At 42.1% G+C, this 12,392-nt stretch carries 15 protein-coding genes; 7 read left to right on the top strand and 8 right to left on the bottom strand.

Going from position 1 to position 12,392, the window contains the following annotated elements:
- Positions 1 to 327 precede the first annotated feature (327 nt).
- On the top strand, positions 328 to 861 hold the full coding sequence (locus IRQ78_RS19050) for a gamma carbonic anhydrase family protein (RefSeq protein WP_194442926.1): 534 nt from the start codon (positions 328 to 330) through the stop codon (positions 859 to 861).
- Here the strand turns inward: IRQ78_RS19050 and IRQ78_RS19045 are convergent.
- Together IRQ78_RS19045 and aroE are read right to left on the bottom strand one after the other, a co-directional pair.
- Positions 858 to 1,112, bottom strand: a complete 255-nt coding sequence (locus IRQ78_RS19045) for a DUF1488 family protein (protein WP_054554756.1) — start codon at positions 1,110 to 1,112, stop codon at positions 858 to 860. The genes IRQ78_RS19050 and IRQ78_RS19045 overlap by 4 nt on opposite strands.
- On the bottom strand, positions 1,109 to 1,933 hold the full coding sequence (aroE, locus tag IRQ78_RS19040; protein ID WP_138617961.1) for a shikimate dehydrogenase: 825 nt from the start codon (positions 1,931 to 1,933) through the stop codon (positions 1,109 to 1,111). Before aroE ends, IRQ78_RS19045 begins: the two co-directional genes overlap by 4 nt.
- Before the next feature lie 41 nt (positions 1,934 to 1,974).
- Here aroE and IRQ78_RS19035 point away from each other — a divergent pair, with 41 nt between their 5' ends.
- The 3 genes from IRQ78_RS19035 to IRQ78_RS19025 all read left to right on the top strand — a co-directional run bounded on the left by IRQ78_RS19035 (position 1,975) and on the right by IRQ78_RS19025 (position 4,602).
- Positions 1,975 to 2,406 (top strand): group II truncated hemoglobin, encoded by a 432-nt coding sequence (locus tag IRQ78_RS19035; RefSeq protein ID WP_054554758.1) that lies wholly within the window; start codon positions 1,975 to 1,977, stop codon positions 2,404 to 2,406.
- An 81-nt stretch (positions 2,407 to 2,487) separates the two neighbouring features.
- Positions 2,488 to 4,083, top strand: a complete 1,596-nt coding sequence (locus IRQ78_RS19030; protein WP_194442925.1) for a methyl-accepting chemotaxis protein — start codon at positions 2,488 to 2,490, stop codon at positions 4,081 to 4,083.
- A 66-nt stretch (positions 4,084 to 4,149) separates the two neighbouring features.
- On the top strand, positions 4,150 to 4,602 hold the full coding sequence (locus IRQ78_RS19025; protein ID WP_138617967.1) for a hypothetical protein: 453 nt from the start codon (positions 4,150 to 4,152) through the stop codon (positions 4,600 to 4,602).
- On the opposite strand, the gene hemF is transcribed toward IRQ78_RS19025, so the two are convergent.
- The 6 genes from hemF to IRQ78_RS18995 form a co-directional block, all read right to left on the bottom strand.
- Positions 4,599 to 5,549 (bottom strand): oxygen-dependent coproporphyrinogen oxidase, encoded by a 951-nt coding sequence (gene hemF, locus IRQ78_RS19020; protein ID WP_138617969.1) that lies wholly within the window; start codon positions 5,547 to 5,549, stop codon positions 4,599 to 4,601. The two genes, IRQ78_RS19025 and hemF, sit on opposite strands and share 4 nt — an antisense overlap.
- 2 nt (positions 5,550 to 5,551) lie before the next feature.
- Positions 5,552 to 6,118: an L-threonylcarbamoyladenylate synthase gene (locus tag IRQ78_RS19015; RefSeq protein ID WP_062564610.1), complete on the bottom strand. Its 567-nt coding sequence runs from the start codon at positions 6,116 to 6,118 to the stop codon at positions 5,552 to 5,554.
- Positions 6,119 to 6,152: 34 nt separating this feature from the next.
- Entirely contained in the window at positions 6,153 to 6,722 is a 570-nt protein-coding gene (locus IRQ78_RS19010) for a DNA topoisomerase family protein (protein ID WP_138617973.1), read from the bottom strand.
- 71 nt (positions 6,723 to 6,793) lie between these two features.
- Positions 6,794 to 7,267, bottom strand: a complete 474-nt coding sequence (locus tag IRQ78_RS19005; protein WP_054554767.1) for a DUF494 family protein — start codon at positions 7,265 to 7,267, stop codon at positions 6,794 to 6,796.
- The gene (gene dprA, locus IRQ78_RS19000; RefSeq protein ID WP_054554768.1) at positions 7,260 to 8,357 is read right to left on the bottom strand and encodes a DNA-processing protein DprA; all 1,098 of its coding nucleotides are present in this window, start codon (positions 8,355 to 8,357) and stop codon (positions 7,260 to 7,262) included. Before dprA ends, IRQ78_RS19005 begins: the two co-directional genes overlap by 8 nt.
- 30 nt (positions 8,358 to 8,387) lie before the next feature.
- On the bottom strand, positions 8,388 to 9,506 hold the full coding sequence (locus tag IRQ78_RS18995; RefSeq protein ID WP_054554769.1) for a LysM peptidoglycan-binding domain-containing protein: 1,119 nt from the start codon (positions 9,504 to 9,506) through the stop codon (positions 8,388 to 8,390).
- 118 nt (positions 9,507 to 9,624) lie between these two features.
- On the opposite strand from IRQ78_RS18995, the gene def reads away from it, so the two are divergent.
- Genes def through rsmB form a run of 3 tightly spaced genes read left to right on the top strand, consistent with a single transcriptional unit; the run spans position 9,625 to position 12,387 of the window.
- On the top strand, positions 9,625 to 10,134 hold the full coding sequence (gene def, locus IRQ78_RS18990) for a peptide deformylase (protein ID WP_054554770.1): 510 nt from the start codon (positions 9,625 to 9,627) through the stop codon (positions 10,132 to 10,134).
- Positions 10,135 to 10,154: 20 nt separating this feature from the next.
- Positions 10,155 to 11,108, top strand: coding sequence for a methionyl-tRNA formyltransferase (gene fmt, locus IRQ78_RS18985; RefSeq protein ID WP_194442924.1), 954 nt, complete (start codon positions 10,155 to 10,157; stop codon positions 11,106 to 11,108).
- Positions 11,101 to 12,387, top strand: coding sequence for a 16S rRNA (cytosine(967)-C(5))-methyltransferase RsmB (rsmB, locus tag IRQ78_RS18980; protein WP_054554772.1), 1,287 nt, complete (start codon positions 11,101 to 11,103; stop codon positions 12,385 to 12,387). Before fmt ends, rsmB begins: the two co-directional genes overlap by 8 nt.
- Positions 12,388 to 12,392 lie beyond the last annotated feature (5 nt).

Genomic DNA, 12,392 nt, shown 5'->3' with positions numbered 1-12,392 from the left:
TAATACATCCTTAATTTTTCGAGTCAATACTTAATTTCAAACTTTCTTTCGATTATTTGAAACCGAAGTTTCACTTAACTCTGTGTCACTTTGTTCAGCGCCTTTCGTTGCTGCCCGCCGTGTCAGTGGGGTCGCATTATAGGGAGATGGATTTTTTACGCAAGCACTTTTTTCAATAAAATTTAAAAAAACGTACTGTTCGCTCAGCTTTTGAACTAAACACCCTAAAACTGGCTGTTTAGCAGTCAATTTAGCTCTGTTTTGGTGTATTTATTTGCTTCGCTGTTACACTAGACTGAGCGCATTTTAAAATTAAAAGGTGAATTTATGACTATCCGTTCTTATAAAGGGATCACTCCGACATACGATAATAGTGTTTATATTGATGAGTCATCGGTTTTAGTGGGTGATATTACGCTTGGTAAAGATTCAAGTGTATGGCCTCTTGTTGCTGCGCGAGGTGATGTTAACTATATACGTATTGGTGAACGTACGAATATTCAAGACGGCAGTGTTTTACATTTAACACGTGCCTCTCAGTCAAACCCCGATGGCTACCCTCTTATTATTGGTGATGATGTCACTGTTGGTCATAAAGTTATGCTACACGGCTGCCAACTTGGTAATCGTATACTTGTTGGGATGGGCGCAATTGTGATGGACAACGCAATTGTTGAAGATGATGTGATCATTGGTGGTGGTTCATTAGTACCACCTAACAAGCGTTTAGAGTCTGGTTACCTTTATGTCGGTAGCCCTGTTAAACAGGCTCGCCCTTTAACAGAGCAAGAGCGCGCCTTTTTAAATATCTCTGCTGATAATTATGTTCAGCTTAAAGATGAATACTTAGCTAAGGGCTAAAACACCTCGGTTAATTCGATTTGTCCTGCCGAGTTATACTGCTCATCTTCGATCAGCTGCTCGGCGAGCTCTTCGTAATCGAAACGATAAGATTCAAAGTAATTAACTGCACTGCTTTGATCTGCAAAATCATACTTGCTGGTATCAATAACACACTCCACCATAAAGCCACTAACTTGGGCAAAAAACACCAACTGCTTTTCTTCAGGCTTAAATTCGAGTCTGTCTATAAATTGGATAGCTTGATTCACGCAATTTCTCCTGCTTTAAGCGCGCTAACAACGGGGATGATTTCTGGCATTTTATTGCGCCATACAAAATAAGCCTGTGCCGCTTGACCAACAAGCATGCCACAACCATCGAGAGTTAAACATGTTGGGTTAATCGACTTAACCCAACATGTAAATGTCGTATCATCATTCGCGTAAAACATATCGTAAGCGCACTGACACTTAGCAACGCACTCTTTTGCTATACCAGGCAGTTCTCCCGTTACGCTACTTGAGGTTGAATTAATCACCACATCATAGTTGTTTGCTGGGATATCATTCAAAGCAAAGCCCTGCACATCAATTTCACCATTAAAATGACTCGCTAGCGCCTTTGCTTTTTCGGCGGTACGGTTGGCTATTGTTAAGCTTTCGATTTGCTCATTCAATAATGGCTGAATAACACCGCGCGCCGCACCACCAGCGCCAATAAGAAGTACTCGCTGCCTTTTTAAGGTGACTTTATTGGCTAAAAGATCTTTAACAAGCCCTACACCATCGGTGTTATCGCCAAGTAGGCTACCATCTTCGAGTTGTTTAATCGTGTTTACGGCTCCGGCTATTTTCGCTTGCTCTGTAAGTTCATCGACCATGGCAAACGCTTGCTCTTTAAATGGCAAAGTGACATTAGCCCCTTTACCACCCGCAGCGAAAAACTCAGCGACAGTTTTTTCAAATGCATCTGTTGGTGCTAAAATGGCGCTGTATTGTATTTGCTCGTTTAATGATGCAGCAAATTGTGCGTGTATTGCGGGTGATTTCGAATGTTTTATTGGATTTCCAAAAACCGCGTATTTGTCCATAGTGAAGCAACCTCTTCGCCCTGTAGAGCTTTATTAATATTATGATTAAACGACTTTTTTCTAAATCGAAACCAACGCCTGAAACACCTACCCCAGAAAAAACACCTTACGAAATTATTGGCGGTGAAGCAGGAGCTCGAGCAATTGCAAATCGATTTTACGACATAATGGCCACAGATGAATACGCCAAACCATTATATGATATGCATCCTCAGCCTTTAGATAGAATTCGCCAAGTATTCTTTGAGTTTTTATCTGGCTGGCTGGGCGGCCCTGACCTATTCGTTGAAAAATATGGTCACCCAATGCTAAGAAAGCGTCACATGCCTTTCCCTATTGATCAAGACCTACGTGACCAATGGATGCATTGTATGAATAAAACGCTTGATATCGAGATTGATAACCCACTCCTGCGCGAAGGGTTAAGACAATCGTTATCGCAACTCGCCAGCCATATGATCAATCAAAACTAACGAAGCTTTGCGCTATATCAATGTACGCTTTTTCTAAATAAAGATAATAAATTTTCCTTAATTTAGAAAAAGCGTCGTCGAATGAAGTCTATCCAATTTAAAATTTATGCCTTGTTAGCACTAACAGGCGTATTGGTATTATTTGCCAGTATATTCAGCAGCGCTCAGCAACAGCATGAATTAGCGCAAGATACCGTTGAAAGTAACATAAAACTGCTTGCCGATAATTATTTTGATTCTATTAACACCATGATGCTAACTGGCACTATGGCTAATCGCGAAATTCTGAGTACTAAATTAAGAAGCCATCCTAATATTGCAGACGCCCATATCATTCGTAGTCCAATCGTTAATAAAATTTATGGGCCAGGAAATGCCAACCAAGTTGCGACTAACGATGCTGAACGAAAAGCACTGACAGGCACTGAAGCACTATTTATTGATAATCAAAAAAGTACGATGACTTATCTAAAGCCTATGTTTGCTCGCAGTGATTATAAAGGAACAAACTGCTTAGGCTGCCATCAAGCACAAGAAGGCGATGTGTTAGGTGTAGTAAAAATTAGTTATTCGTTGGCTGATATTGAGCAAGAAGTATCGCAAAACACCTTAACGAATACGCTACTACTAACGACTATTTTCATTACTGCATTTTCACTACTGGCCGTGATGTTTAGAAAAATATTCATCAAACGCTTAAAAGTCATTAGCCACACCATGCACTTGGCAACCACCAATAAAGATTTAAGCCTCACGGTAAATGACAATAATAATGACGAGCTTAGCTCTCTCGCCACCAGCTTTAATCACATGATAGGCGCGTTTAAAGATAATATTGCCCAAGTATCCCATTCTTCTAAGGTATTGATCCACTCTGCCGAAAGCATTTATGCCTCAGCGGATACCACCGAGCAAGCGATCTTAAAGCAAAAGCAAGGGACAGATTCGGTCGCTGCCGCCATCAACGAATTAGAAAGCTCATCAAGCGAAGTAAAAAACACCACCCATTTTGCATCTGAGAAGTCTGAGCACAGTAATCAACTTGCGCAGCAAAGCTTACATGTTGCTGAGCACACTGAGCAAAGTATTAATCAACTTGCGGCAGATGTTAGAGCAGCAGCTGAGCAAGTAAGTCAACTACAAACGCAAACGTTAGACGTTGGTAAAGTACTCGAGGTGATCAGTAGCATTGCCGAGCAAACTAACTTACTTGCACTTAATGCTGCCATTGAGGCCGCTCGTGCTGGTGAAGCTGGCCGAGGCTTTGCTGTGGTAGCCGATGAAGTACGTACTTTAGCAACCCGTACCCATGACTCAACCGACGAAATTCGCCGCACTATCGATAAACTACAAGCTGAAGCAGCACAAACCGTTAATACCATGAATAACTCTTGCGAAGAAGCCGACGAAAGAGCAGTTCAAGTTAAGCAAGTTGCAAAAGCTCTACGTGATATTTCTTCGCAGATGAGCGAAATAAATCAACTTAACGTGCAAATCGCTGATGCCACTGAACAGCAAAATCTAGCAGCTGAAGAAATTAACCAAAGCGTTATAGCAATTAGTGACAATGCCGAGCACTCATTGGTTGATGCCCATGAAAACCAAAAAGTCAGTGAAGAGCTGTTGTCGTTAGCACGGTCACTGGATGAACAAGTAAGACGCTTCAAATTAAGCTAAATTGCGCACTTTTCGTGCAACTGCTAGAGTTGTTATATACATTTCATAGTAAATAAGGATGTTTAAATGAAATTTATAACAACTCTTTTAGTCTGCATTGGGATTATTGCAGCGCTATTATTTACCTATCAGCACAGCGTGAATGATACTGCTGATCAACTAAGCACTATTGATCAATATATTTATCAGGATGATATTCAACAGATTGCTCAATCTCTTATCAGTCAAGATAAAACCTCACAGAGCGATAAACATGAACAAAGCATTGTTGATGGTTTTGATAAGCTTATTCAGCACCCTGAATATTTTGAGGTGAAACTTGATTTCTATGCCTGTGATATTAGTCAATGCTTAACACAGGTTAGTGCCCCCATTGATACACCATCTGATAAGTTAGAGATATTAAAAGCAGAAGTGCTATTTAGTGTGTTGGCAGAGCTGACTAACAGTGACAGTGTCGCCACCCTCGTAGAGGGTGACAACGCAATGTTGGTTCGAGTGGTTTCAATACTTGATTAAAGCTGCCACTGACGTGCAACTAAATCTGATTCTTTGCTGTTTAACCAATCTTGCGGACGTAAATAGTACTGATACAGCTTAGCTTCTGGGCTATCTGCAGCAGGTACATAGTTATACTCCCAACGTGCTAATGGTGGCATCGACATCAAAATTGACTCAGTACGTCCGCCTGTTTGTAAGCCAAATAATGTACCGCGGTCCCAAACAAGATTAAATTCAACATAACGACCACGACGATACAGTTGGAAATCGCGTTGCTGTTCGGTTGTCGGCGTGTTTTTACGGCGCTCAATAATAGGAAGGTAAGCATCTAAATAGCCATTTCCTACCGCCTGCATAAAGGCAAAGCTTTGTTCAAAGCCGAGCTCATTTAAATCATCAAAGAATAAGCCACCAACACCACGTGTTTCGCTACGGTGTTTTAGATAAAAGTAATCATCACACCAGTTTTTATATTTGTCGTAAACTGTTGCACCGAATGGCTGACATAAATTGCTTGCCACCTGATGCCAATGTTGTACATCTTCAAATACAGGGTAATAAGGTGTTAAATCAAAACCACCGCCAAACCACCAAATTGGATCTTCACCTTCTTTTTCGGCAATGAAGAAACGCACATTGGCGTGACTCGTTGGAATATGTGGATTATTAGGATGGATCACTAATGACACACCACATGCATGAAAACTACGACCTGCGAGCTCTGGACGATGCGCTGTTGCAGATGCTGGCATTGACGCGCCAAAAACATGCGAGTAGTTTACCCCCCCCTGTTCGATGACATTACCACCTTGGATAACACGAGTACGACCACCGCCGCCTTCTGCACGTTGCCAATTATCTTCAACAAATTTTGCTTTGCCATCGGCACTCTCAAGACCCTGACAAATTGTATCTTGTAAGGCCATTAAATAGGTTTTAACTTGTTCGAGTAGCTCGCTTTGCATGTTTATCCTCTAAATACTTTGCCGGTCGCAGCGTCTTTGATCACACTTGGTTGGCTGTTGCCACCTAACGGCTCATCAACATAAAAATCTACCGTGTCAGCAAATTCGCTTTTCGCTTGTGCGATAGTCATTACCGTTTCTTGACCGGTTAAGTTTGCACTTGTTGAAACTAACGGCTTACCAAATTGCTGACACAGGGCTTTTACTGTTGGGTGATCAGTTACACGCACAGCAATAGTATCAAATTGACCCGTTAACCACTTTGGCGTTTCTTTTGCTGCCGGCATCACCCAAGTGATAGCACCTGGCCATTGTGAAAAGATATCAGCACGTTTATCCATGGGGATTTTGGCATCATCTACATACTTTAATAACTGGCCATAATTGTCAGCAATTAAAATTAAGCCTTTTTCTACAGGGCGTTGTTTGATGGCTAAAAGCTTTTCAACCGCAGCTTGGTTATCAGGATCGCAACCAAGACCAAAAACAGCTTCGGTTGGGTAAACAATCACACCGCCTTGCTGCAAAGCGTCAATTGCATTGGCTGGTTGTGCAACAGGATCAGACAAAGAAACTCTCCTAAATAAACAAATTACAAGTGCATTAAGATTCGACTAACTTATGCATACACGACTTCTGCGGGCATTGTAACACAACACCTGAAGCAGTTTTCTTTTCGGTCATAATTGGCCACTGACAGGCAGGACACTCGGTCGCCACAGGTTTATGATTAAGCGTATATTTACAGCGCGGATAGCCATCACAAGAATAAAAGGTTTTGCCAAACTTATTACTACGCGCAACCAGCTGGCCTTTTTTGCATTTTGGGCAAGCAGGTAATTGAGGGGCACCGTCAGGCTCTTCATCATGTGCAATATAGTGGCACTCGGGATAGCCCGTACACCCAATAAACATGCCGTAGCGGCCATTTTTAATTACCAATGGCTTGCCACATTCTGGGCAGGCACTGTCTTCGAGTACTTTTATTTGTTGGCTATCGTGATGAGCTAATGGGCGGATGTAGTCACATTTAGGGTAACTGGCACAGCCTAAAAATGGCCCTGACTTTGAGTTGCGCATAACCAATTCAGAACCGCATTTAGGGCAAACCTCATACTCTTTTTCGAGTGCATGTTTATCTGCAGAAAAAAGAGAATGGTCGATTTTACTCATAAGATTCCTGTGGGGTTGGCTAATTTTCGCCTAATATACCCAAACTCAACAAAGATACAAGCAAAGTCGAATTAATGTAATACATCGGTTGGTTCGTCAAATATTAAGTCTTCCATTTGTGCGTAAGCTTGCTCTGATCCAGGTACATTAAATAACACCATCAGCACTACCCACTTTAGATCTTCCAAAGAAATAAATGGTTTATCTAAAGCGCAAAGCCTATCTATCACCATTTCGCGGGTTACGGTGTTAATCACACCAATTTGCTCAATAAACATTAAAAAGCCGCGACACTCAACACTTAACATTTGGCATTCACTATCTGTGTAAATACGCATAGCATGTTGTGGTTGGGCATTAAGGTACGGGTAGATATCGCTTTGTTGTAAGTCTGCAAGTTGCTCTAGCCAATCAAGGGCTTTGTAGATTTCAGGTTTGTTGAAGCCAGCACGAACTAACTCATCGGTAAGTTCGTTCTCTTCAGTAAAGATTTCAGCTTCACTATGGATATAGTTTTCAAAAAGATACATGAGGATGTCAAACATGTTTATGTCCTCCCAGTCTTATATAACCATCTAGTACTCGTTCGATTTTATCTGCGAGCTCTAGGTCGAGTAACCGAGCTTGTACTTCGTCTACAGGTAATTGGCTGCGCTGTGTTATTTGATCAACACTTGTTACCTCATACCCTATACTTTTGAACACTGGGCAGTCGGGTTCATCTGCTATGGGCTGTTCTATACTATATAGACTGTTTTCACAGAAAAAGCTCACTTCATCAAGAATATCACTAATATTTTCTGTCAATTTAGCGCCTTGCTTAATTAAAAAATGACTCGCCTCTGAAAGTGGGCTTTTTATAGAACCCGGCACTGCAAACACTTCTTTATTCTGCTCAAGTGCATAGCGTACGGTAACCAAAGAGCCACTTTTAATCTGCGCTTCTACAATCAACACACCTAATGATAATCCAGAGATAATACGGTTTCGGCGCGGAAAATTAGCGGCATTAGCAGCAGTGCCTGGTAAGAACTCAGAAACCAATAAGCCCCGCTCTGCAACTTGTTTAATGAGCAAACTATGGCGTTTGGGATAGGCAATATCGATACCCGTACCAAGTACAGCAATGGTGTTTCCTGTTCCTGCTAATGCACCTTTATGGGCTGCGCCATCAATGCCCAAAGCCATACCAGATGTCACCGTCATGCCAACAGAAGATAATTGATGAGCAAATTCAGCGGCTATTTCAAGCCCTGTTGGTGTGGCATTACGGCTACCGACAATTGCTATTTGTGGTGACCGTAATAGCTCAGTGTTACCTAAACAAAATAATAAGATAGGTGCACTGGCTATTTGTTTGAGTAAGGGCGGATAGTTGCTATCAAAATAACTGATCACTTTGATTTTAAGCGTTGATATCTGCTCTTGATAGTGGGCGACTAATTGCCAATCGGTATTAACTAAGTTATCGGCTTGGCTTTGTGATAAGCCCAGCTGCTGAAGCTCTAAACTAGATAACTTAAATAGCTCATCCAGTGGCTGCTTTTGACTTAATGCAATAAGGCTTTTTATCCCAAGCCCTTTACATAAATAAAAGGCAAGCCAATGGGATAGCTTGCCTGAAACCTGTGCCATGCTCCCTCCTTAGAGCGCCCAAATTGTGAGTTAGTTTATAACTGCATAATCTCCAACTCGGATCGGGTGCTGATTTTTCACAATCAATGCGTAGCTAACGTTGTCATATACCTTAAACACCATTAGTTCACCGACTTTTTCCTTTGGCATATGCCATACACTACTGTCTTCGTCACTTTCGATACCGAACAGCTCATTTGCGTCAGTCATGAATTTCTCAAGGCTGTTAGAGTCTTCGCGGTAGCGAGGACCATTGCGGCCGTCATACACTTCTGGTGATTGACGTTGAATATCGAGGACGAAACCCGGTTTCACTTGGTCCGAGCCTAAGTTTAGTACAACAATATCCATGGTACTAAATTCACGCATTTCATTAGCTGACGCGATTATCGTGCCATCTAAAGCCGTGTCTGGACGTTTCATTGTGAAATAGGCAGGCAACATCTGCCCTTCCATTGCTGGCATTAAAAAGTCATGCGGCTTAATTTCTTGTTTTACTAGCTCAACCTTAACTGAGGCAGGAACGCCATTTGCTACATCACCGCTTCTAAATGAGCGAACAATCGCCACAAGCTCAGCTTTATTCGCCAATACTTCATTGGTCTTTGGATCAACAAGGTCATTTCCTTTTCGATAAACCCCATACGCTTCATTTAAATGCAGGTCACCTTTAACATAGAGTGTATGCCCCAAGGTGTTCATTTTAGTATTAACACTAGCGCCTAAAATATAGGGTTTATCAGCAATAATTTCGGCACTAATCGCTTGCTCATAGCTTAAATATGGGCGTAATAATTCCAATGGTAAGGTAGGCACTGCATTTTTGCCTTTTGGAGTGATTCGCCCTTCTGGAGAGAGTTTTTTATAACGCGCATTTTTAACTAAACGAGGATTTCCGTCTTTATCGTAAATTAAAGTGAGCGCATCACCCGGGTATATTAAATGTGGATTCGCAATTTGTGGATTCATTTGCCATAAGTCAGGCCATTGCCAAGGCTCATCTAAATACACACCAGAAATATCCCAAAGTGTGTCGCCCTTTTTTACAACGTATTGTTTTGGCGCATCTTTTTTTATTGTTAACACATCAGCAATTGCAGGAAAAGCACTGCTAAAGGCTAGCAAAGCCGCAACTAGTGGGTATCTCATTTGGCTTCCTTGTGTTGTTTTTCGATTATTATCAACCAAAACCTGTTAAAGGTGAACACGAATGGCTAAAATAAGAGCATACAATACCCTAAATGAATCACAAGTGTAAAAGGTAACTATGGCTAGGTTAGAAGTTTTAAGATTTCCGGATGAGCGTTTACGTACAATCGCGAAAGAAGTGCCAGAAGTAAACGATGAAGTTCGTCAAATCGTCAAAGACATGCTTGAAACTATGTATGACGAAAACGGTATCGGCTTAGCAGCAACGCAAGTAGATATCCACCAGCGCATTGTGGTGATTGATGTATCTGAAGAGCGCGACCAACCGTTAGTGTTAATCAACCCAGAAATCACCAAAAAAGATGGTTCAACGGTGAGTGAAGAAGGCTGTTTATCAGTTCCTTATTCATATGCAAAAGTTGACCGCGCAGAAACAGTCACTGTTAAAGCGCTAAATGAAAACGGTGAAGAATTCAGCCTAGACGCTGACGAGCTATTAGCGATTTGTATTCAGCATGAGCTTGATCACCTTAAAGGCACCCTATTTATTGATTATCTATCGCCTTTAAAGCGCCAACGTATCCGTAAAAAGCTTGAGAAAGAAGCTAAGCTGGCTGCTAAATCATAAGTTAATCAATAGGAATATCTGTGACACAACCATTACGCATTATTTTTGCTGGTACGCCGGATTTCGCTGCGCGCCATTTACAAGCACTGATTGACTCAGAGCACGACATTGTTGGTGTATATAGCCAACCAGATCGCCCAGCGGGCCGAGGTAAAAAGCTAAAAGCCAGTGAAGTTAAAGAGCTGGCACTTGCTCATGATTTACCTGTATTTCAACCGCAATCACTCAAATCAGATGAAGCGCTTGCAGAGCTTACCAGCCTGAACGCCGATATTATGATTGTAGTGGCGTACGGCTTACTGTTACCAAAAGCGATTTTAGATGCACCGCGCTTAGGCTGCTTAAACGTGCATGGCTCTATTTTACCGCGCTGGCGTGGTGCTGCACCGATCCAACGTGCTATTTGGGCTGGTGACAACGAAACCGGTGTAACAATAATGCAAATGGATGAAGGCTTAGATACAGGCGACATGCTGCATATCAGCCGTTGCCCAATTGATAGCACAGAAACCAGTAGCTCTTTATACGATAAATTAGCTGCATTGGGTCCTGATGCACTGATCAGTACAATCAACCGTCTTGCTGCATGTGAAATCACTCCAGAAAAGCAAGATGACGCACAAGCTAATTACGCTAAAAAGTTATCAAAAGACGAAGCCAATATTGATTGGTCAATGGATGCTGCGCAAATTGAGCGTAATATCCGCGCTTTTAATCCATGGCCTGTTTGTTTTACCGAAATGGCAGGACAAACAGTAAAAATTTGGCAAGCCGAAGTTGTATCGCAAACTGCACAAGCCGGTAAAATCATTGCTGCTGATAAGCAAGGTATTACTGTTGGCTGTGGGCAAGATGCACTTAAAATCACCCTTCTTCAACCGCAAGGTAAAAAACCAATGGCTGTTACTGACTTTTTAAATGGTCGCAGTGATTGGGTCGAGCCTGGCTCAGTATTAGGTCAAAGCAATGAGTAATGTAAGAGCACTTGCTGCTGAAACCCTTTACAACGTAGTCGATAAAGGCGCGTCGCTTAATCAAGAGCTACCTTTTGCAAGCCAGGGTTTATCGCCGAAAGATAAAGCCTTACTACAACAAATTTGCTACGGTGTGCTGCGCTATTTACCTAGCCTAGAAAATTATTGCCAGCAACTTTTAGATCAACCACTAAAAGGTAAGCGCCGTATTTTCCAGTTCTTGTTGTATGTGGGTATTTACCAACTTCAACATATGCGTGTACCACCTCATGCAGCAATCAGCGAAACGGTTAATGCGCTTCAGCAAATGCGCGCACTGGGTTTAAAAGGTCTGATTAACGCGATTTTACGCAGTTTCCAACGTGAGCAAGCTGAGCTTGAAGAAAAAGCAAAGCAAATTCCTGTTTGCAAATTTAACCACCCAGGTTGGTTTATCAAACAAGTTACTGCAGCTTATCCTGATAACTGGCAAGAAATTCTTGAAGCGAATCAGTTGCAAGCACCTATGTGGTTACGTGTAAACCAAGCGCAGTACAGCACCCAAGAATACAGCGAGATGCTTAAAGCAAATGATATTGAGCATACCCTTAATGCTGATTTTCCTGATGGTATTAAACTAGCTAAACCGTGTGATGTATACGCATTACCAGAGTTTGATACCGGTGCCTGCTCAGTTCAAGATGCAGCGGCACAATTAGCAGCACGCTTTTTAGATCCACAAAATGATGATGTCATTTTAGATGCGTGTGCAGCGCCAGGTGGTAAAACGTGCCATATCCTAGAACTGGCCGACGCTGACGTATTAGCACTAGATAGCGACAGCGAGCGTCTAGAACGTGTTAAACAAAACTTAGTGCGTATTGGCTTGGCTGCCGATCTACAATGTGCCGATGCTTCACAACCCCATATCTGGTGGGATGAACAGCAATTCGACCGTATTTTGCTTGATGTGCCTTGTTCAGCAACTGGCGTGATCCGTCGTCACCCTGATATTAAGTGGTTACGTCGTGCATCTGATATTGAAGATCTAGCTAACTTACAAGGCGATATCCTAAATAGCATTTGGCCTCTACTTAAGCCTGGTGGTACGTTAGTTTATGCGACCTGCTCTGTATTACCGCAAGAGAACCAACAACAAGTTGCGAAGTTCCTTGCCAATAATCAAAGTGCTGAACACATACCTTTGCATGAAAACGACACCCCTACTTTACCTGGTCTGCAATTACTGCCTGGTGAAAGTGACGGTTTCTATTACGCAAAGCTAGTTAAAAAACACTAATAAGA

The sequence above is a fragment of the Pseudoalteromonas simplex genome (assembly GCF_015278155.1).
In the GTDB taxonomy this organism is placed as follows: Bacteria; Pseudomonadota; Gammaproteobacteria; order Enterobacterales; family Alteromonadaceae; genus Pseudoalteromonas; species Pseudoalteromonas simplex.
This window is presented reverse-complemented; position numbering and strand designations above follow the sequence as displayed.